This window comes from Bremerella sp. P1 (assembly GCF_028748185.1).
GTDB lineage: Bacteria > Planctomycetota > Planctomycetia > Pirellulales > Pirellulaceae > Bremerella.
The window spans coordinates 1035167-1055973 of the sequence record NZ_CP118164.1 but is presented as its reverse complement, the minus strand read 5'-3'; the positions used below and the strand labels follow the sequence as shown (position 1 = coordinate 1055973).

Genomic DNA, 20807 nt, shown 5'->3' with positions numbered 1-20807 from the left:
CACACAAGAGACATAAGGGAACATTTCGATGAAGCGAAATATCTTGACCTGGTGTTGGGCTGTCGTGGCGGCGGTCCTGTTGCCTGCAACAACCTACGCGATCGGCTTTCATGGCGGTGGCGGATTCCACGGTGGTGGAATGGGAGGCCTGAGCGGCGGATTCCATGGCGGCGGAGCGATGGCCGGAGGTGGGTTTCATCCCGGTGGTCCTGGCGGCGCAGGGCTGGGTGGCAACTTCGGCGGTGGCGGTCTCGGTGCCGGTGGCTTCGGGGGAGGAGACTTTGGCGGTGCTCATTTGCCCTCGGGCGTTCACTTGCCGCAAGGTGGATTGAATCTTCCGTCTGGTGTCGCGGGGCGTTTCCCTGGCACGCTGAATCCTTCGTCGCTGCATGCTGGGGACGGCTTGGCCGGTATCGGCGAAAGTCACGCAGGCTTTCCTTCGTTCACTTCGCATCTGCCCAACGGTGGGCGACCCTCGACCGGGCAGCTGCAAAGCTTCCTCGGATTGCAAGGTGGTCCGAAAGCCGACGGTGGTATTCGTACGAACTTCCCGCCGGATGCTGCCAGCAAGATTCATGATCAGCTCAGTAACATCGTCGGTCCCGGCAGTGCTGGGGCGAACAAGCTTAGCAGTTGGTTGGATAACAATCCCGACCGCGCCGCGAAGCTAGAGCAATGGGCCGACAAGGCGAAAGGCTCGGGCCTGCCCGGCGGTGGTGCATTCAGTCAGAATCATCCCAACGCTGGCAACCAAATCGAAAAGTGGTTAGGGGGCGATGGTCCGAAGCCTGGGAATGACTTCTGGGGCCAAGACCATCCGAATCTGCAAAACAAGCTGCAGAACTTTCAAAACAACGGCAACATCGGTAACAAGCTTCAGAACATTCACGACAACCACATCGATGGTAACTGGTGGAGCGACAATCATCCGCAGATCACCCAGAACATCGAAAATCACTTCAATTGGAATCGTCCGGGAAGTGATTGGTGGAGCCACAACCATCCGAACCTTCGGCCCTGGTACTACCAACACGATTGGCACAATCACGACTGGTGGTATTGGTGGGGCGGCGTGACCTGGGGTCGCATGACGGCCTGGTTCCCTTACTACGGCTGGGGAGCACCGATCTATTACGACTACGGCGCCGGCGGCAACGTCGTGTATCAGGACAATTCCGTTTACGTCAATGGTCAGGATGTCGGCACCCAGGAGCAATACGCCCAGTCGGCGATGGACCTGGCGACCGTGCAGCCTTCGGATATCGAGTCGAACCAGCAGGACAGCACGCAAGGCGATAACAGCCAAGACGACAAGTTCCTTCCGCTGGGTACCTTTGCGATTTCGACCAGTGAAGAAGACCCGAAGCCGACGCGGGTGATCCAGTTGGCGGTCGATCACAATGGGATCATCAGTGGATCGTACTACAACACGTCGACCGACAAGTCGTACCTGGTGCAAGGCAAGGTCGACAAGAAGACGCAGCGCTGTGCGTTCACAGTCGGGGATAATTCGTCCACGGTCTTCGAGACCGGGATCTATAACCTCACCAAGAACGAGGTGCCGGTCCTGGTTCACTTTGGTACGGCCAGCACCAAGCATTACTTGTTGATTCGCATGGATCCACCTAAAGACGCCAAGCAGGATGACAGCGGAGACGCTTCCAAGGACTCTTCCGGCGAAGGGTTGCCGTTCTAGCGGAGTATTTGGCGAAGCACGATCACACAACATGCCCACGTTCGCGTGGGCATGTTTCGTTCGAAGACGCTTCTCCTGGTTCCCGATAAAAAAGTTGGCACCGCTAGGTGGCTCCGATAAACTGAGCCGTAATTCCTCTCTTCTCTCTTCTTATCAACGAGGCCCGTCGACCATGTCCGATCAAGAATCGACCGCCATCCTTACGCCTGCCAACGACCCCGAAATGGTACAAGCCGCCGAAAAGGCGCGGCAAACCTTTAAATACTTCTGGCGCGAGATGTCCTGGGAACGCCGCCGCATCATTCCGGGGCTGGAAATTGCCGCGGTGAAAGCGACCTTTGAAGATCCGCCCGAGCTGCGAACCGACGATCCGGATGAACTTGAAAAAGAACACATGTGGCTGATCGATGTCGACTTCGATGGCAAGCACTTGACCGGCACGTTGATCAATTCGCCTCACTCGCTTAAGTCGGTGAAGGAAGGGGATGAAGTGAAGATCCCCGGCAAGCAGATTTGCGATTGGATGTACGTGATCTTCGGCAAAGTCTACGGCGGTTTTACCGTCGACCTGATGCGATCGCGTCTGGGGGCCAGCGAACGCCGCGAGCACGACAATGCCTGGGGCTTCGATTTCGGCCCGGTGGGCATCGTCAATTTGGTGCCGCCTGACTACATCGGCGAGAAACCGCCGAAGCAAGGTTTCTTTAGCAAGCTGTTTGGTGGCGGGGCCAAAGAAGAACCGCAAGACTACGCCAAGGTCGCCGCCCACGAGCACCCCATGTCGGTCAACATGCGTTCTTCATTCGAGGAAGCCTTGGCCGGCAACCCGGAGATGCTCAACGAGCCGGACGACAAGGGTTTTACCTTCCTGCACCAGTTGGCCCTGGGGGGATCGTTCGATGGTGTCGACGTTTGCCTGAACAACGGTGCCGACCCCAAGAAGCCTGCCGGCAACGGCATGACGCCATATATGCTGGCCAAGTCGCTGGGTTGGAAGAAGGTCATGAAGCGGCTGGAAGAAGCTGGCGGAGCTTAGCGGCCGCATTGGAATCACCTGAAAGGGAATCAACGATTGAAAGAAATCCTCGCCGCAAGTTACTTGGCTGCTTCTGACCTGCTGCGCCGGGAATCTGGTCGTTGGGATGTGATTGTTGTGTTGGGTGGCGAATCGGATTTAAACCCGTTTGTCGAGGAGCATGCTCAAGACTATGTAGTACTTCGGTTTGATGATATTGAGCGTCCGATTCAAAGACAGCAGCACGTTACATCGGAACATATCGACCAAGCCATTGCATTCGCCAAGGATCGTGAATGCGTCCTAGTGACGTGCCGAGCGGGTCAAAGTCGTAGTGTTGCATTGGCGTTCGTCCTAGCATGCCAGTATTTCAGTTTGGCAGCGGCTACAGAAATGCTAAACGCGAAACGACATATCCCTAACCAATTGCTGATTCGTGAAGCGGCTAGCTGGTTAGATCGTCCTGAGATTGAAAATACGTTTCAAGCATGGCGAGCCAGGAACGCACACATCGTGCTTGCCGACTACTACGACGAAATTGGTGATGAGGTGGATGCGTTGGAAGCTGCCGGTGTGGTAAATCAAATTTCGATCGAGTGAATTGTTTCATTAGTATGCTGGGATAATTTCAACCGTGACGGAAGAACACCAACTACTCGAGTACATCGAGGAAGGGATCGTCGCGCACGACGGCGAACTGGGGGGCTGGACGCAATTGTTCGATGGCCAGCTCAAGCTATTCGACGGACGGATCACCCTTAGGGGTGAAATCTACGATGGAGAAGAGGACCGCCGTGAGATGGCGCATTGTCATGTGTTTGCCACGCTACATGACTATGACGATGAAGTCCTCGATGCGTGCGTGGTGGGGATGGGGGACGATCGTGAAAAGGCCTTGCGCGAGGCCGCCGCATTGTGGATTACCTGTGTGGCCGGGCCGATCAAATCGTTTCTCGATAACCAGCCGCTTTGCATGACCTGCCAGGCTGGCGTTGAAGGAGGGGATTTCTCAAAAGGGTATGCCCCCGGCGACTACGGCTTGCCGGGGCTACGGGCCTACGTCGGACCATCGCTGTCGCGCGGTATCGAGGACGATGCGATTCACGAGAAGCTCGACGACAGCAAGCCATGGTTTCGCTATGCGGCCGAGTCCGCAGCTCCGCGACGGGTTCACCTGGTTAAAGCGACCATTCTTTCGCATGGCGACGAAGGCTGGAAGCGTGAATTGGAAATCGACGGTCACGAGGTCGCCCATCGCGATGATGACTGGCCAGCCAGCGTCCGAGGGCCTGACTTCGGCTACGTGACTCGATTTGCCGTGTTCGAGTTTCCTCGTAACTCAGCCGAAGTCCAGCGCCGCAAGGAGTTGGAACGCACGATCCAGTTTTTTGCCGAGCACTTTACCGATTACCCCAACATCGATTCGTTGATGGACGTCATGGTCCGGCAGGGGTTCGACGCCGACCTGGTCCATGAAGTCGAGTCTCTTTCGACGATTGCCTTCGGGCGTCTCTACTTCGAGCAGACCGGCGTGCAGTATTCGCCGACCATCGTCCGAGCACGTCGTGACGGCACGATCGAAACGGATGTTCCCTTGATGGGATTGCCAGCCTACTCCCGGGCCCGGGCCATTGGCGCCAAGCTGTGGGAGACGATGCCGGAAGAGAAATGGCAACCGCTAACCCTGTACAATGCCGAGTCGAATGCCATTCTCAACGCCCTGGAATCGGGGGCCGATGCCGATGACTTAAGTGGCATGCGGCTCTTTCCGAGTGTTGTTCCAGAGCGGGGCGTATCGCAGGCAACCATGGACAAGGCGGTCGAGATGGTCTTCAAGATGTCGAAGCCTTCGCGACCAGCGGCAAAGAAGCCGTGGTGGAAGTTCTGGTAGATTCCTGGCGACAAGACTAAAATCGACAGAACGAATCTGATCGTTTGCTCCTTTCTGCTAGATCTATTGCCATGACAAAAATCACTCCCGCCGCGATTTGTCTCGTTGCGATCCTTATGCTTGTTGGCTGCAACGTTGAGAAAAACGGGGACGCGCTGGTCGAAGAAGGGGCCCTGTATCACGACCAGGGGAACTACGCCGAAGCGATTCCCTATTTCCAAGATGCTCTGAAGAAGCCGCTGATTAACTACAACAAAAGCGAAGTGCTGACGATGATCGGCAATTGCTACAACGAGCTGGACGAGTACGAAGAGTCGATCAAGTACCACGATATGGCGATCAAGGAAGATCCCCAGAATCATATGGCTTACGTCAACAAGGGTGTCGTCTGCCGTCTGATCGGTGAATTTGATGAAGCCGAAAAGATGTACAACAAGGCTTTGGAACTGGAGCCGGAGTACGCCGAGCTTCACGTCAGCCTGGGCGCGCTCTATATCCATCAGGAAGAGTACGAAAAAGCGGTCGTGCATCTGGAGAAGGGGGTCGAGCTGGACGACTCCTTGGCTGTCGCGCACTCGAACCTGGCATTTGCCTATGCCACGGTCGGCCGCTTCGACGACGCCGATCGCGAGCTCAAGAAGGCAATTGTGCGTGGTTACGAGCGTCCCGAGTTGATCAAAGAACGAATCGACTCGTTTAGGGCCATCGCGGAAGAGACGCCAGCACCGGACGGAGCGAAAGCCGAGGCAACCGACGGGGATCAATCCTCCGACCAATAGTCGGCTTCATCTAAACACAAGTCGGCCTGGCCTGCGGCGACCAGCGGATAGGGGCCGAAACTGCCGCCGTGGTCCTGTTGGCTGGGACCGGGGCTGTAAAGCAGGAAGCTTTCGATCGAGCGATGAAAGATGCCTTTCCATTGGGGGCGATAGATGAAGTCGTTTCCGGTGAATGGATCGCTGGGAAGTTCTGCCAAGACGCCTGGGACCAACTCGGCAAGCTGCTGCGGGTAGCGACCGGTCATGGCTTGAAACACGCGGATTGCCGTATCGAGGGTCATCAGCCGCAAGCTGGCCACGGCCCGGTTCTCGAGGTCGCGGTTCATGTCGGTGCGTTCTTCGTCGGGCATGTTCAGCATTTGATCGATCACCTCGTAATAGGCGGCGATCTCTTCTTCCGACATGTCATGCTTGTCTTCTTCGGAAAGCTCGAACGACGATCCATCGACCGCGTCCTCCGGGTACTCAACAATTTTTTCCCACGCTTGATCGCGCTCCAGGACCGCATCCCAGTCGTCTCGACCTGCTTCGATTTCAGGAATACGAACCAGTAGGTGCGATAACGTCGCCTCGTCATACTGGGTACGCCAACGCCGAAGCAAGTCGATGCCGCAACTGCTGATGGCCCAGCCGACCATGTGATCGCACAGAAGTCCGCCCCGTCCGGTCGCACTGGCGAGTTCCAAGAGGTCGAGTCCGATCGAAGCCACATCGTTCCAGCGCTGTTCATAGCCGGCCAGATGTCCCTCGGCGGTGAATGCCCGCGACAGGTTCCGCAGATGCTGCATGTTGGGACAGCTCTTGGCAAAGAAGTCGGCTTCGTACACCAACTTAATCTGGCAACTGGGTCCCAGGTGCGTCCGAGCAAGCGCAAGTGCTTCGCGATTCTGATCCACCAGATGGCGCAGTGCTGCCATGTCGCGACGATCGATCAGGTCGTGGTAGTTATCGTCCACCACGATCTGCGAAGCGGCTTGAACCAAACGAAGATAAGGCGTCTCGGACAAGGTAAGGTCGTCCTGGTACGTGGCTGTGAATCAAGCTTTGTTTATTTTATCGAAGCTTAACAAGTTGCGGAACCAAATTGTCTTTGCTGCTGGGTTGAACCGTTCTTGCACGCACTCCGTCGGGGCATAACACGAAATTGTGTTATTCATTTGCCCTTCATCTGCTGCCAACAAAAGCTCGGCACACTTGTCGACTCATTGTCTTTCTGGACTCACCCAAAGATGAAGGATCACCTCGGATGAAATTGCGTTGTTTTGGCAGTGCCGTTCTGGCATCGCTGGTGTTGGCTAGTTCGGCTGCAGCCGGCCCGTTGGATTTTCTGTTTGGCACGCCCACGCTGGAAGAAGCCTGGCGTTATTCGGCTGCCGGTGGAGAATCGGCTTGTGAGATCGCTTCTTACGATGCGGAAACTCAGAAAGTGTTTGTGACCAACGCGGTTGATGAAACCGTCGACGTCCTGGATGCGACCGACGGCACATTGCTTTATCAAATTGAAGCAGGCAAGGTGAATAGTGTTGCCTGCTATGAAGGTCTCGTTGCGATTGCCGTTGCCGCAGAAACCGGCGTGCGAGGCAAAGTCATTCTGGTCGACGCCGAAGATTACTCGGTCTATTCCGAGCCTGAAGCTGGTTTCCTGCCAGACATGGTGACCTTCACACCCAACGGCAAGTATGTGCTGGTTGCCAACGAAGGGGAGCCGGATGACGACTACCTGATCGACCCGGTTGGTTCCGTTTCGATCATCGACGTGACCGATCCTTCGGACCCGGAAGTATTCGAGGCTGGCTTCGAGTCGTTCAACGGTGACGAAGCGGCCCTGAAGGCCGCTGGCGTTCGCATTTTCGGCCCAGGTGCTTCGGTCACGCAAGATATCGAACCGGAATACATTACCGTTTCGGCCAACTCCCGAACGGCCTATGTCAGCTGTCAGGAAAACAACGCGATTGCCGTGATCAGCATTCCGGCTAAACGCGTTCTGTCGATCAACCCGCTTGGTTTCAAGGATCATTCGCTCCCTGAGAACGCGATGGACGCCTCGGACAGAGACGATGCGATCAACATCCAGCCTTGGCCGACCAAGGGGATGTACATGCCGGATTCGATCGCTTCGACCCAGTTCCTCGGCTTCACCGTGGTGGCTTCGGCCAACGAAGGGGATGCCCGCGACTACGATGGCTTCTCGGAAGAAGAACGCATCAAGGATCTGGTGTTGGACGAAGATGCCTTCCCCGATGCCGAATTCCTGCAGGAAGACGAAAACCTGGGACGCCTGGACGTCACGACCACGCTGGGTGACATCGACAACGATGGCGACTACGACGAGCTTTATAGCTTCGGTGCTCGCTCATTCTCGCTGTGGCTGCTGTCTCCGTTTGGTCAAACGGTGCAGTTGTACGATAGCGGTAGCGACTTTGAAGAGATCACGGCGGCTCAGGTGCCTGACTACTTCAACTCGGACGATGGCGACATCGACAACTTCGACAACCGCAGCGACGCGAAGGGACCGGAGCCGGAAGCGATCGATATTGGCAGCGACCTGGGTTGCACTTGGGCCTTCATCGGTCTGGAACGCGTTGGCGGCGTGATGCTGTACGACATCAGCAACCCGCTGAACCCGAGCTTCGTCGAGTACTCGCGGAACCTGACGGACATTGCTCCAGAAGGGATCGACTTCATCTCGCGTAGCGACAGCCCATTCACCGAACCGGCGATCGTTGTCTCGCACGAGTTCAGTGGCACGACCACCCTGTTCAAGATCAAGCGAACCGGCGGTCTGCTTTCCAACCTGCTCAACGACTAAGCGGACTTTCGCACGCATCGTGTCAAAAACAAAAACCGCCTGCAGCGATTGCTCGCTCAGGCGGTTTTCTATTTGTTCTATCGCTAACCCGTCGGCTTAGCCTTTGGCACTCGCCGGACGGCGACGCTTTTGCTTCTGGCCGAAGCCGGTCGCTGGCTTGCCGCCGATGCGTTTGGGCTTCTTCTTGTTGCCGAAGGGACCTGCCGCGGCTGGCTTCTTATCGCTTGGGCGATCGTCGCCGCCTTGGTTGTCCGACTTGGCCTTCGAGCCAAAACGACGTGGCTTCTTGCCTGGCTTGCTGCCGAACTTGCGTGGGCCACCATTGGAACCACCATTGCCACGAGGACCGCCGCTACGAGGGCCACGACCACGCGAGCCACCTCGGCGAGGTTCGTCATGCACGATCGGGTCGCTCGTTTCGAAGCCTTCGATGGTCGCTTCGATCGGAATCGAGATACGGGTCAGGCGTTCGATCTGCTTGAGCAGACGGCGTTCGCCCCCAGCACAAAACGAAACGGCAACCCCTTCGGCACCGGCTCGGGCAGTACGACCGATTCGGTGGACGTACGTTTCCGGAGTTTCCGGCAGGTCGAAGTTCACCACGTGCGAAACGTCGTTCACGTCCAAGCCGCGTGCGGCGATATCGGTCGCGATCAGCACGGGCGGTCGGTTGCTTTTGAACTGAGCCAGCGTGCGGCTGCGGACGCTTTGGCTCTTGTTGCTATGGATGGCAGCGGCACGCAGGCCGTCCTTCTCCAGCAAGCGAACGATCTTGTCGCAGTCGTGCTTCGTACGCACGAAGACCAACGTTCGGCTGCGCGGCGTATCTTGCAGGTAACGCGAGAGCAGGGCGGCCTTCCGTCGCTTGTCAACGAAGTGGACCGACTGCGAAATACGTTCGGCCGGAGCCGCCACGGGGGCAACCTGAACAGAGACCGGATTGCTCAGCCACTTCTCGGCCAACTCGCGGATCTCGGGTGGCATGGTCGCCGAGAACATCACCGTTTGACGCTGATCAGGGCAAGCCGCAACAATCTTCTTGAGTGCCGGCAAAAAGCCCATGTCCAACATTTGGTCGGCTTCGTCGAAGCAAAGGATTTCCAGCTGCGACAGGTTGATGTGTCCCTGGTTCATCAGGTCGAGCAGACGGCCCGGGGTAGCAACGAGGGTGTCGACACCCCAACGAAGGTCACGTACCTGAGGGTTCTGCGAAACGCCGCCGAATACGACGGTGTGCTTCAATGCGGTTGCCCCGCCGTACTTCTTCAGGCTCTCGCCGATCTGGGCAGCCAGTTCGCGCGTGGGAGCCAGAACCAAGCCACGGATCGGACGAGGTGGACCTTGGAACTTGTTGTGAGGAACTCGCTTACCGCGAACACGTTCGGTTTGCTTCTCGCGGGGAGGAAGCGATTCGAGCAGGCGGTTGAGCATCGGAAGCGCAAATGCGGCCGTCTTGCCGGTGCCGGTTTGGGCACAGCCAATCAGGTCTTTACCGTCCATGATGACGGGAATTGCTTCCGCTTGAATCGGCGAGGCCGTTTCGTATTTCAGCTTCTTCAAAGCACGCTGAAACGGTTCGGCTAGCGCGACGTCAGTAAACTTCATATCAATCAATGCTTTCGGAGGACGTTCGCAGACCATCGGTAGAGAGTCCTCTCGACCTGGACGCGCGAACTGTCTGCCCCATTGGTTTGCGGGGCGATGCCAAATTGTCGGCCAGCTGGTTTTGCCTTACGCGGCAAGGTAATCATCACGCAGATAGTTTTGTTGCGTGGAGTGGCCGTAAGGGGCAAGATAATCAGTCGCGGTCGAGAGAACGAGCAACCTGGGAGGAGCAAGTGAGATGGCAATTGGTTTGCCGCATCTCGGTCCAGGTGACCGCTTTTTATCGAATCGAATGAACTTGAACGGCACGAATGCCGCTAAGTCTCACACCTTGTTTGGCATAACTATACTCGCTAAGCGCACTAAAGAATAGGCGGGTTTCCGCGACCAATCACCAGAAAGGGGCAATTCAGACCCAATTCTGGGCGGATATTCCGGAAGGTGCTAGGATGTGCCAAGTGGTTAGCTGACACGACTTTATCGACAGGGAAAAGGGTATGGCCGATCTGTGGAATGACGTGATCCTGCAGCAGTACGAAGCATCGTTATGCACGTTGAATCACTGCATCGTTCAGAGCCCCGAAGCTGCCTGGCAGGGGAAAGTGGTCAACCTGACCTTCGATCAGGCCGTCTTTCACACGCTGTTCTTCACCGATTACTACCTGGGGAAGACCCCGGACGACTTCAAGCAGCAGGCCTACCACCAGCAGCGTGCTGATTTCTTTGCCGACTATGAAGAGATGGAGCCGCGTCGTCAGGTGCAGCGGTACACCAAAGAGTCGCTTGACGACTATCTGCAGTATTGCCGAAGGAAAGCGAAGGAAACGCTGGCTGCAGAATCGGCCGATGACCTGGCGGCCCCGTGCAACTTTCCTCCCAAGACATTCAGCCGGGCCGAACTTCATGTTTACAACGTGCGTCATATACAACACCACGCGGCCCAACTGATCATGCGGCTGCGGATGGACTATCAAATTCATACGCCCTGGTTTGGCAGTGGATGGCAGTCCTGACTAGTTAGTCTTCCGGAAGCGAGGCACCCTCATGACAGCCCAAATCAACGATCATTTCCAATACCAGGACGAGTCCTACAACGTCGCGGGAATCAGCGAAGGGGAATTGTTTGACCCGGCCGTTTTGGAGTTGAAACCGGTCGGCACGTGCTCGGCGTGCTGGCGAGGGTACTGTGTGGAATACGGCTTGGTCGATCGGCACTTGGCCGTGATCAATCTACACGTCAATCTGTATGAAGAGGGGAAAGACTACCAGCGGCTTCAGGGACCGGCGATCAATGACGTTGTGCCCACGGATGCGCAGAAGCAGCACGACTGGTTTAACAATCACTACGAGAAGATCCACTTTCACCTGGAGTACTCCGGCGGGCTCTTGCTGGCTAAGGATTTTATCCAAGAGCTGTACGTTCACATGGGATTTCATCCGGCCTGGAAGTATGAAAAGGTGCGGGAACTGGTCTTTGAAAACGGCATCTTGGTCGGAGACTACGACCGCAGTGAAAAGATGGCTGAGATTCGGGATATGGTAAGTGGTGATGGTCCAAACGACGGGCCGTCCGGCATGCCTTCGGACCAAGATATCCGTACCTTCGTCGAGCAGGCCTTCGATCGCACTTATCCCATGGGCTGGCTGTAAGCGGCTCACTTGGCTCGGGACGCTTTCGGCAAGGTCCGGTTATCCGGGTTCTGACGATTTGAAACGCGTCAGGGGTGACCTATCTTTTAGGACCTTGTTTTCCGCACTGATGCGTTGTTTCCTCGGAGAAGGTCCCGATGATGCCTCGTCCAGCTTGGTCGAGATGGGTCGCTTTCGCTGCGTTTTTCGCAGTTCTAGGTGCTGCTGCGCCGTCGCTGTTTGCTCAGCAGACGATTCTGATGGTGACCGCTAACGACGGGAGTTTGACCAGCGAAGAGTCTGCCCGGCGTTCGTCATTTCAGTCTTGGGGGTACACCGTTACGACCATCTGGGACGATGCCTCTCAGACGGAATACAACAATGCTCTTGCTTCGGCAGATCTCGCCTACGTTCCTGAAGATGCCAATGGTAATTCCGTGGGAACGAAGCTTCGGCTTGCAACGATTGGCGTTGTTGTCGAAGAGTCAAGACTCGACGTTGAATTCGGCTTCTCCGATACCGACGGTAGCGAACGTTCGGCAACGCAAATCTATGTGGTTGACGGGGGATATAACGTTACGATCGTGTCGTCGACCCAACCACTTACACAGATGAATGGCACCCTGGCTCCCGGGTTGGTCATTGTCGGGAGGACGAGCTCAACCGGCCCTGTCACCGTGGCTACCCTGGAAACGGGAGCCGCTTTGGCCAATACGCTGCTCAGCAATTCAAACGCGGCCGGCCGCCGTGTCCGCCTGCCATTTGGTGGAAATAGTTTTCAGTGGTCGTCGCTCAACAGTACGGGGCAATATATCGTTCAGCAAGCGTTGCTCTACGCAGCTCCGGCAAGCGCGGAATTAGAACTGCATTGGCAACTCGATGAAGGATCGGGCACGAGTCTTAGCGACGTGTCGGGCAACAACCGTCATGGCTCGTTTCAGACCGGCTCGCCGACTTGGACGACAGGCCCCAGAGACGGGGCCCTTGATTTCAACGGGGCGAACAATGTGCGCTCGAATGCCACATTCAATCCGCCTGAGCGAGGCACAGTCGCTTTCTGGATGAAACGCGATGACTCGGTCAGCGGGACGGAACGCATTCTCGGCACGGCCGATAACTGGGAAATCTATATCGGCTCGGATGGCAGAGTTGGCTTCGATCTGGGGGCGACCGGGACGACCAGCGGATTTGTGACCAACAGTTCCTTGAATGTGGTCAATCGTTGGTATCACGTCGTTGGTGTTTACGACGCGGTTGATGACACCTACGCAATCTATATTGATGGCCAGTTGCACAAGACCGGTTCTTACAATCTGGCCGACCAAGGGGCGAACTACCTCTCGCTGGGAACGAGGAACGGTTCAAGCGAACGTTTCGACGGGACGATCGACGATCTGCGTATCTATAGCTACGAACTCGACGCCGAAGAAGTTGCCGAACTACATGGCTTGGTCGGGCATTGGAAGTTTGACGAAGGGAGTGGTAGCGTTGCGGCCGATAGTACCGCATTTGGCAACGACGCCACCATCAGCGGTGCTACTTGGGCAACCGACTGTGCTGGCAATACGACTCTTTCCTTTGATGGTTCCGGCGACCGAGCTGAGACGGGTTCCAATTTCGATCCGCCCTCGGAAGGAACGATTGCTTTCTGGTTTTTGAGTACGAACCCCGCTGCTGGTCATCAACGTCTGTGGGGTGTCGGCGGCGACTATGAAATGCGTCAAACGACAGATGGTGTGGTGTACTGCGACGTCGCATCCAACGCGACGTCCAACGGTTTTTATTCCGAGCCATTCGCAGGGGCGAAGTGGTATCACTTTGTTGCCGTGTACGATAGTGACGATGATACCTACGCGATTTATGTTGATGGTGAACTACAGAAGAGTGCGTCGGGTAGCTTGAGCCCGCAATCGGCCAATCGACTTACCTTTGGAACACGCACCGGGTCGTCCGAATATTGGCAAGGCTCGATGCGCGACTTCCGGATCTATAATCGCCAGATTTTGGAATCCGAGATTCTGGAACTAGCCGGTGTGATCGCTCATTACGAACTCGACGAAACGAGCGGATCGATCGCTTACGATTCGTCCTTGGCCGGGAACCACGCGACCTATATGGGGGCACCGACACTCGGAGTTGGCGGGCCGAGTTCGTCCGAACTGGGGACCGCCGTCGAATTGGATGGCTCGATGCAGTATGTGACCAGTGGGAAGAGCCTGCTCAATGGTCTCAATCAGTTCACGATGGCTGGCTGGATCTACTTCGACTCATTGACTGCGAATCGGTCGTTCTTCGGACAGAACGATGTGATCGAGTTTGGTATTAACGGTGCCGAAGGACAAATCCATTTATGGACGGCTAACGGTGGTAGCAGCTACGTTGCTGGTACACTGTCTGCCGGAAGATGGGTGCATCTTGCCGCAGTGGGTGATGGGAGTTCGATTTCGATTTATGTAGATGGAACACTCGTTCACATGGGAGGCAATTCTATCGGCAGCGGTACGTATGGCAGCAGTAGCTACCCTTTCATAATGGGTGAAGGCGTCTACAGTGCTTCAGGCGATTACCTGGATGGACGCGTCGACGACGTCCACGTCTACAGTCGTGCGTTGTGCGCCTCGGAGATCCAGGATTTAGCAACCGCTGGGCTGAGTACCCAAGGTGTTAGGATTCTACGCTGGACCGAGATCCAATAGCCGTGCATTACTTCGAGGCGATATCCCCTGCCTGATCAGGCCATGGCACGGGATTACCGGTTGCTTTGACGATCGGCATCTGGGCGTCTACGGTTCTCAAGTACTGCCCCAACTCGCTTGCCAGTTGTTCTGCTTTCTCTGGATGAGTTTTGGCGACGTTATTCTTCTCGCTCAAATCGTTCTTGAGATTGAAAAGCTCGGAAGTCTGCGAACCGTGATGGTAAATCAGCTTCCAGTCCCCATGGCGAATTGAACTGTAGGCCGGCTGGTCGTAGTTGTTGGGATAGTGCCAATAGATCGGTCGGTCGTGATGAGCCAGCTTGGGATCCTTTAGCTGCGGCACGATGCTCACGCCGTCGGTCTCTGGTCGATCGTTGACGCCAGCCATTTCCAGGAAGGTTGGAAAGAGATCTTCGATGATCAGGTAACCATCAGATGTTGTCCCAGGCTTGGTTACACCAGGCCACTGCACGATCATCGGAACACGCGTTCCCCCTTCATAGGGCGTAATTTTATGGCCACGCAGCGGAAGGTTTCGGGGAACATTCTTCGGAGCACCGTTGTCGGACATGAAGACGATGATCGTGTTGTCTTCAATTCCATGTCGCTTCAGGTTGGCTCGGATATCGCCGAGCGACTTGTCCATGCCTTCGAGCATCGAGGCCAACGTCTGGCCGAGTCCCGGTAGACCGGCGTCTTTGTATGACTCGTAAAAGCGATCGTCCTTTTCCCACGGAGCATGGACCGCGTAGTGCGACATATAAAGGAAGAAGGGCTTATCGGCTGCCACCGCTTTATCGATCTCTTGATTGGCTTCCAGGGTGAGCGCCTCAGTCAGGAAGATGTCTTTTCCGTGATATTTTTCCAAACCGGGAACATCCCAGATGGGACTGCCGTTGCGCCACTTGGCACTGAAGTTCTTCTTGCCCCAGTAGCTACCAGGTCCGCCGGCTGCGTGCCCAGCAATGTTCACGTCGAAGCCAACGTTCTTGGGATCTTCTCCAGGAGTACCCACCGCGCCAAAGTGCGCTTTGCCGACGTGAATCGTGTGGTAGCCGGCCTCTTGCAGCAGCATGGGGGCCGTGGTTGCCTGGACGGTTTTATCGATACCAGGGACAGGGCTCAGGCCGTTCAAATTCCACTGCGGTTCGCTTAGCTTGGGATGATTGCGCGAAGGAGAAACATCTTTCCGCAAGGTCCAACACGTGACGCGATGGCGGGCCGCGTTTTGTCCGGTCATCCAGCTAACACGCGTCGGGGAACAAATCGCGCAAGCATAGGCCTGTGTAAACTTGGTTCCCTGCTCAGCCAGCGTCTCCATGTTCGGAGTCCGGTACTTACCGTTCAGCGCGGTCGCTTCGGTGTGGAAGGGGAGGGACGTATCTTGCCAGCCCATATCGTCGACCAGGAAGAAGACAATATTGGGACGTTGATCCGCGGCATGTGCCAAAGAGACAAACGAGAGAATCCCCAGCAGGGCAAGCGTTGAAAGCAATTTCACGAGAGGAGGCCTCATCTTCAGGAGGGGTGGAAAGGGCGTGGAGGCAAAGCGTGCTTTCTATCGTAATGGCGTCGTGAGGGCATTCAACCGAGATGACCTCGTAAGAGCGCTGATCACGTTAGTTTATTTAAACTATCTCGTCAGAAGTCTATTGGCGCACCCCATGATTGGTTGTCTGGATGACGTTCTTCAGCGCGGTACCCACTTCAGGAAACTGAAACGTAAAGCTATTGCCACAAACGGGACTTCTTGGGTGCGGTGATAAAGGATCGGGTAATCGCACCCCGCGTCCCCAGGTAGCTCAAAGGGTGACTTACCAGTGTCAGGTTAGCGCTCTATTCTGTAGGAAGACCCCCCACTCTTATTCGATCGACTTGCTATGCCTATTGTTCATCCTGGAATCTTGGAAGTTCGTGCCCCGGCGCTCAACTTCTTTGTGCTGCGCGATGACAAGGGGCTCTACGTCATCGATGGTGGTTTTATCGGAGGTTGGCGAATGCTGCAAAGTGCACTCCGTAGCGAGGGCTGGCAAGATGAACCTGTCCGCGGCGTCGTAATAACTCACGGGCATCTCGATCACATCTTGAACGTGACCCACCTGGCCAAGGCCTACGGTGCCTGGATCGCAGCACCGAGATTGGATGCCGACCACTACGCAGGCCGCCCTAAGTATTCTGGCAAATCGCGGGTCACAGGATGGCTCGAAGCCGTAGGGCGTGTGGTGTTGGCTTATCACAAGTTCGAGCCTGACATTTGGCTCGACGATGGGGATCGACTCGAGATCTCTTCCGGAGTCCAAGCCGTCCACTTGCCAGGGCATACGCGCGGTCACATGGGTTTTTTGTGGGAAGAGCAGGGGGTGCTGTTCACCGGCGACCTCTTTGTCAGCTACCGCGATCAGGCTCGCTTGCCGCTGAACATCTTCAACATCGATTCGCAGCAAAACGTGCGAAGCATTGAGACGGCCCTCGCCATCAAACCGCGAGGGGTGCTGCCGAATCATGGCAACCTGGCACCACCGGAAGAGCACCTGCGACGGCTCGAGAAACTGCACGAGTGGCTTTCGGCTCACTGATGCATGCCCAATTGCCGCTCTATTTCTTCCAGCGGAACTCCTTTGGTCTCTGGCATCTTGGTCAACACCCAGAGAAGTTGCAGCACCATCATCCCACAGAAAATGCCAAACACGATCGAAGGGGCCAACGCGTTCACCAGGTAAGGAAAGACGAGTGTGAGCGTTGCGGCGAAGAACCAGTGCGTGAAACTGCCAACCGTCTGGCCGCCGGCACGGTAACGGTTGGGAAAGATCTCGGAAATGAAGACCCAAATAACCGCGCCTTGTCCCACGGCGTGGGCCGCGATGAAGGCAAAAATACACGGCGGCACGATCGAATAGTACTCGCTATGAAACGCCCATGCGCAGAGGCCCAGCGAGGCGATGTAACCGATCGAGCCAATGATCATCAACGTGCGGCGTCCCAGGCGATCAATCAATGCCAGGCCAACGAACGTAAAAATCAGATTAGCCACACCAATTCCGACCGACTGCAGCAAGGCCGCTTCTTCGCCGAGTCCGGTCATCTCGAAGATGCGTGGGGCGAAGTAAAGTACCGCATTGATGCCGGAGAGTTGATTAAAGAAGGCAATCAGAACGGCCATCAACATCGGCACATGTAGCTTCGCTTGCCAGATGCTGCCAGCGGCGACGGTTTGCTGCGCGGTGATCTCGATTTCGTCCGCCACGGCTTCGACGTGACCAGGCGAGTCTTCCGGCATAATCATCCGCAGAATCTCGATTCCCTTTTCGCGTTCCCCTTGCCGGGCAATTAACCAACGAGGACTCTCCGGCAGGAAGAAACAGAAGATCGAGTAGACGAGCGCGGGAACCGCTTCGACCCCCAGCATCCAGCGCCATGCATTGTTGACCTCTCCTTCGGCGACTGTATCCGCAAACCACTGCGCGATCAGTGCGTTCGAGAGGAATGCGATCAGGATTCCAAAGACAATATTGAATTGAAACATGCCCGCCAGCTTGCCACGGTTCTGCGGTGGCGAGATTTCAGAGATATACAGCGGAGAGGTTACCGTCGAGATCCCCACGCCCAGGCCGCCAATAAACCGGGCGAGCATGAAGGAATAGGGATCGGTTGCCATGGCCGACCACAGAGCCGAAACAAGGTAAAGCACGCCGATCGATACCAATGTCTTTTGGCGACCGAAGTGATCGGTTGGCCAGAAACCAACCATCGATCCAATCACTGTCCCCCACAACGCGGCACTCATGGCCAGGCCATGCTTAAAGTCGTTCAGTCCCCACAACTCTTGGATCGTTTTTTCCGCGCCAGAAATCACGACCGTGTCGAAACCAAACAGGAAGCCTGCCAGAGAAGCCGTTACCGACCAGAAGATAATTCGATGAAGCATTTCAAGGGTTGGGGAAGATTAGGTAAACAGGATTAAGGCTGGATCGCGTCGTGTTGGATGAGTCTGCAAGATTCTCCCACACTCAAGCGGCCTAAAAAAGGGTTTTCTTCCCCAGATGCCCCTGAATTGTCCCGGTAGGTGTGGTCGCGCAAAGTCTCTTCACCTGTTATCCTTTACAAACTGAGTTACACTAATTCGATTACCTTCATGGTCGATTTCCTGGCAGGAAGAGTTTAGATGAAGCTAGCAGTCATAGGCACGGGCTACGTGGGTCTGGTTACGGGGACCTGTTTCTCTGATTTGGGTAACGAAGTCACGTGCATCGATGTCAATGAGGCCAAAGTCGAAGGACTGAAGAAGGGCATCATTCCGATTTATGAGCCAGGCTTATCCGAACTGGTTTTGCGGAACCATGAAGAAGGTCGTCTTCAGTTCACGACCAACGCCGCCGAAGTGATTCCGGATGCCGATCTCGTTTATATCGCCGTCGGCACGCCACAGTCTGATAGCGGCGCGGCCGATCTTTCTGCCGTGTGGAAAGTTGTCGAAGGCATTGCGCCCCACCTGCGAGAAGACGCCTTGGTGGTGGTGAAGAGCACGGTCCCAGTCGGAACCAACGGCAAAGTGTACGACATGCTCAAGAAGCTATGTGGCCGTGAGGTCAACGTGGCGAGCAATCCCGAGTTCCTAAAAGAAGGCTCGGCGATCTCGGACTTCATGTACCCCGACCGTGTCGTCTGCGGTGTTCGTAACGAGGCGGCCGAGGAACTGCTGCAGACGCTGCACGCTCCGCTGGTTCGCACCGGCAAGCCGATCTTGTTCATGAGCCCAGAAAGCTCGGAACTGACCAAGTACGCCGCTAATGCCTTGTTGGCTACTAAGATCAGCTTCATCAACGAGATCGCCAATCTGAGTGAGAAGGTTGGTGCCGACATCAACGACGTACGTATCGGCATGGGGCACGATCAACGCATTGGCTTCCAGTTTCTCTTTCCTGGGTTGGGCTACGGTGGAAGCTGTTTCCCCAAAGACGTTCGAGCGTTGGCATCCTTGGCAGAAACGTTGGAACTCGAGCCCAAGATCATGCGGGCAGTCGACGACGTGAACGTCCATCAGCGGGCATCGTTGGTTCGTAAGATTGATGCCTTCTATGGCGGCGACGTGGCCGGCAAGACGTTTGGCGTGTGGGGGCTGGCATTCAAGCCGAAGACGGACGACATTCGCGAAGCACCGGCGCTCGAACTGCTGAACTACCTGGTCGAAAAGGGAGCGATCATTCACGTACACGATCCCGAAGCCATGGAAAACGTCCAGGCGCAATTCGGCGATAAGATCCAGAAGTACTGTAAGAGCGAGATGGAAGCCATCGACGGCGCCGATTGTCTGGCTATTAACACCGAATGGAACGAGTACCGTACGCCAGACTTCAAGAAGCTGAAGGCAAAGATGACGACGCCGACCATCTTCGACGGACGTAACCTGTTCGACCTGGGTACGATGGAAAAGCACGGGTTCACGTACTTCTCGGTGGGACGTCGACCGGTCGATGTTTCCAAAACCTAGCCCGCGGATTGGGACTTCACTACAGAGAGTGGCCTGAATTTCTATGTCTCAGATCAAACGCATTTTGGTGGCCGGCGGGGCTGGCTTTTTAGGATCGCGAATTTGCGAACAGCTGGTCGCGCAGGGTCACGATGTGATCTGCGTCGATAACTTCTTCACCAGCCAGAAGTCGAATATCGTCCACCTGTTGTCCGAGCCCAATTTTGAGGTTATCCGTCACGATATCATCCATCCTCTTTGGCTGGAGGTGGACGAGATCTACAACATGGCCTGTCCAGCCGCTCCTGGGCACTATCAATTCAACCCGATCAAGACGATGAAGACGTCGGTGATGGGTTCGATCAATCTGCTGGGGATGGCCAAGCGTTGTCGCGCGAGATACTTGTTTGCGTCGACTTCGGAAATCTACGGCGATCCGGAAGTTCATCCGCAGCCAGAAACGTATCGCGGTAGCGTCAACACGCTGGGGATCCGCGCTTGTTATGACGAAGGTAAGCGAGCTGCCGAAACTCTGTGCATGGACTACCATCGCATGAACGGCGTTCAGGTTCGCATCGTGCGTATCTTTAATACCTACGGTCCGCGGATGCATCCGTACGATGGTCGCGTGATCTCGAACTTCATCCGTCAGGCCTTCACCGGCGAGCCAATTACCATCTACGGCGACGGCTCGCAGACGCGTTCGTTCTGCTACCGTGATGACCTGGTCGATGGCATCCTGAAATTGATGGCCAGTGATCAGGTCGGCCCGATCAACATCGGCAATCCCAAGGAGTTCTCGATCCGGCAGTTGGCCGAGTTGGTCGTTAAGCTGACCGGCTCGAAGTCAGAAATCATCTACACCGAACTGCCTGCCGACGATCCGAAGCAGCGTCAGCCCGACATCACCTTGGCTAAGAAACACCTCGGCTGGGAACCTGATACCGAGTTGGAAGATGGCCTCAAGAAGACGATTGACTGGTTCAAATCGATCGAGCTTTCGCAGTATCGCCCACCGACGCCTAACTTTTAGGATGTCCGTACCCCTGCGGATGGTGGAAGAGAACAAGATCGCAAGTGCGGTAAGCCGACCTTGTTGTTACCTCGTTACCGAACAATAATCTCGACAGCGTTGGCTACGCAAACAGCCCCGGACGAGACGCGCCGTACCCGGTCAGGATAAGACGACGCACGAAGTAACAAACCTCGTGTCGTTGAAA

Annotated in this window: 16 protein-coding genes and 1 riboswitch; of the genes, 12 read left to right on the top strand and 4 right to left on the bottom strand. The window is 55.8% G+C overall.

Annotated elements, in window-relative coordinates; genetic code table 11:
• Positions 1-28 precede the first annotated feature (28 nt).
• From PSR63_RS04370 to PSR63_RS04350, 5 genes are all read left to right on the top strand, one after another.
• A complete protein-coding gene (locus PSR63_RS04370) occupies positions 29-1696 on the top strand; it encodes a hypothetical protein (RefSeq protein WP_274331062.1) in 1668 nt (555 codons plus the stop codon).
• A gap of 172 nt (positions 1697-1868) precedes the next feature.
• Positions 1869-2732, top strand: coding sequence for a DUF2314 domain-containing protein (locus PSR63_RS04365; protein WP_274331060.1), 864 nt, complete (start codon positions 1869-1871; stop codon positions 2730-2732).
• A 36-nt stretch (positions 2733-2768) separates the two neighbouring features.
• A complete protein-coding gene (locus tag PSR63_RS04360) occupies positions 2769-3311 on the top strand; it encodes a hypothetical protein (RefSeq protein ID WP_274331058.1) in 543 nt (180 codons plus the stop codon).
• Between the two features lie 34 nt (positions 3312-3345).
• Positions 3346-4602: a DUF6348 family protein gene (locus PSR63_RS04355; RefSeq protein ID WP_274331056.1), complete on the top strand. Its 1257-nt coding sequence runs from the start codon at positions 3346-3348 to the stop codon at positions 4600-4602.
• Between the two features lie 71 nt (positions 4603-4673).
• On the top strand, positions 4674-5381 hold the full coding sequence (locus PSR63_RS04350; protein WP_274331054.1) for a tetratricopeptide repeat protein: 708 nt from the start codon (positions 4674-4676) through the stop codon (positions 5379-5381).
• On the opposite strand, the gene PSR63_RS04345 is transcribed toward PSR63_RS04350, so the two are convergent.
• Complete coding sequence (locus tag PSR63_RS04345) at positions 5363-6388, bottom strand: hypothetical protein (RefSeq protein ID WP_274331052.1); 1026 nt, start codon at positions 6386-6388, stop codon at positions 5363-5365. The genes PSR63_RS04350 and PSR63_RS04345 overlap by 19 nt on opposite strands.
• Before the next feature lie 239 nt (positions 6389-6627).
• On the opposite strand from PSR63_RS04345, the gene PSR63_RS04340 reads away from it, so the two are divergent.
• A complete protein-coding gene (locus tag PSR63_RS04340; RefSeq protein WP_274331051.1) occupies positions 6628-8190 on the top strand; it encodes a choice-of-anchor I family protein in 1563 nt (520 codons plus the stop codon).
• A 96-nt stretch (positions 8191-8286) separates the two neighbouring features.
• Here PSR63_RS04340 and PSR63_RS04335 read toward each other — a convergent pair whose 3' ends face one another.
• Positions 8287-9795, bottom strand: a complete 1509-nt coding sequence (locus tag PSR63_RS04335; protein WP_274331050.1) for a DEAD/DEAH box helicase — start codon at positions 9793-9795, stop codon at positions 8287-8289.
• Positions 9796-10292: 497 nt separating this feature from the next.
• Here PSR63_RS04335 and PSR63_RS04330 point away from each other — a divergent pair, with 497 nt between their 5' ends.
• The 3 genes from PSR63_RS04330 (at position 10293) to PSR63_RS04320 (ending at position 14120) form a co-directional block, all read left to right on the top strand.
• Positions 10293-10808, top strand: a complete 516-nt coding sequence (locus PSR63_RS04330) for a DinB family protein (protein ID WP_274331049.1) — start codon at positions 10293-10295, stop codon at positions 10806-10808.
• Positions 10809-10839: 31 nt separating this feature from the next.
• Positions 10840-11445, top strand: a complete 606-nt coding sequence (locus PSR63_RS04325; protein ID WP_274331048.1) for a hypothetical protein — start codon at positions 10840-10842, stop codon at positions 11443-11445.
• 137 nt (positions 11446-11582) lie between these two features.
• Entirely contained in the window at positions 11583-14120 is a 2538-nt protein-coding gene (locus PSR63_RS04320) for a LamG domain-containing protein (RefSeq protein ID WP_274331046.1), read from the top strand.
• A 7-nt stretch (positions 14121-14127) separates the two neighbouring features.
• On the opposite strand, the gene PSR63_RS04315 is transcribed toward PSR63_RS04320, so the two are convergent.
• A complete protein-coding gene (locus PSR63_RS04315; protein ID WP_274331044.1) occupies positions 14128-15621 on the bottom strand; it encodes a sulfatase in 1494 nt (497 codons plus the stop codon).
• Between the two features lie 379 nt (positions 15622-16000).
• On the opposite strand from PSR63_RS04315, the gene PSR63_RS04310 reads away from it, so the two are divergent.
• Positions 16001-16696, top strand: a complete 696-nt coding sequence (locus tag PSR63_RS04310; protein WP_274331042.1) for an MBL fold metallo-hydrolase — start codon at positions 16001-16003, stop codon at positions 16694-16696.
• On the opposite strand, the gene PSR63_RS04305 is transcribed toward PSR63_RS04310, so the two are convergent.
• The gene (locus tag PSR63_RS04305; protein WP_274331041.1) at positions 16690-18045 is read right to left on the bottom strand and encodes a sugar porter family MFS transporter; all 1356 of its coding nucleotides are present in this window, start codon (positions 18043-18045) and stop codon (positions 16690-16692) included. The genes PSR63_RS04310 and PSR63_RS04305 overlap by 7 nt on opposite strands.
• Positions 18046-18282: 237 nt before the next feature.
• Here PSR63_RS04305 and PSR63_RS04300 point away from each other — a divergent pair, with 237 nt between their 5' ends.
• Both PSR63_RS04300 and PSR63_RS04295 read left to right on the top strand, forming a co-directional pair.
• Entirely contained in the window at positions 18283-19608 is a 1326-nt protein-coding gene (locus PSR63_RS04300) for a UDP-glucose dehydrogenase family protein (protein WP_274331039.1), read from the top strand.
• A 43-nt stretch (positions 19609-19651) separates the two neighbouring features.
• Positions 19652-20620 (top strand): UDP-glucuronic acid decarboxylase family protein, encoded by a 969-nt coding sequence (locus tag PSR63_RS04295; protein WP_274331037.1) that lies wholly within the window; start codon positions 19652-19654, stop codon positions 20618-20620.
• Between the two features lie 93 nt (positions 20621-20713).
• A riboswitch (guanidine-III (ykkC-III) riboswitch) is annotated at positions 20714-20781 on the top strand.
• The last annotated feature ends 26 nt before the right edge of the window (positions 20782-20807 follow it).

What these genes read in the sequence shown, in the direction of transcription:
- PSR63_RS04370 (WP_274331062.1), top strand. Translation starts at nt 29, where the DNA reads ATGAAGCGAAATATCTTGACCTGGTGTTGGGCTGTCGTGGCGGCGGTC.
- PSR63_RS04365 (WP_274331060.1), top strand. Translation starts at nt 1,869, where the DNA reads ATGTCCGATCAAGAATCGACCGCCATCCTTACGCCTGCCAACGACCCC.
- PSR63_RS04350 (WP_274331054.1), top strand. Translation starts at nt 4,674, where the DNA reads ATGACAAAAATCACTCCCGCCGCGATTTGTCTCGTTGCGATCCTTATG.
- PSR63_RS04340 (WP_274331051.1), top strand. Translation starts at nt 6,628, where the DNA reads ATGAAATTGCGTTGTTTTGGCAGTGCCGTTCTGGCATCGCTGGTGTTG.
- PSR63_RS04335 (WP_274331050.1), bottom strand. Translation starts at nt 9,795, where the DNA reads ATGAAGTTTACTGACGTCGCGCTAGCCGAACCGTTTCAGCGTGCTTTG.
- PSR63_RS04330 (WP_274331049.1), top strand. Translation starts at nt 10,293, where the DNA reads ATGGCCGATCTGTGGAATGACGTGATCCTGCAGCAGTACGAAGCATCG.
- PSR63_RS04325 (WP_274331048.1), top strand. Translation starts at nt 10,840, where the DNA reads ATGACAGCCCAAATCAACGATCATTTCCAATACCAGGACGAGTCCTAC.
- PSR63_RS04320 (WP_274331046.1), top strand. Translation starts at nt 11,583, where the DNA reads ATGATGCCTCGTCCAGCTTGGTCGAGATGGGTCGCTTTCGCTGCGTTT.
- PSR63_RS04310 (WP_274331042.1), top strand. Translation starts at nt 16,001, where the DNA reads ATGCCTATTGTTCATCCTGGAATCTTGGAAGTTCGTGCCCCGGCGCTC.
- PSR63_RS04305 (WP_274331041.1), bottom strand. Translation starts at nt 18,045, where the DNA reads ATGCTTCATCGAATTATCTTCTGGTCGGTAACGGCTTCTCTGGCAGGC.
- PSR63_RS04300 (WP_274331039.1), top strand. Translation starts at nt 18,283, where the DNA reads ATGAAGCTAGCAGTCATAGGCACGGGCTACGTGGGTCTGGTTACGGGG.
- PSR63_RS04295 (WP_274331037.1), top strand. Translation starts at nt 19,652, where the DNA reads ATGTCTCAGATCAAACGCATTTTGGTGGCCGGCGGGGCTGGCTTTTTA.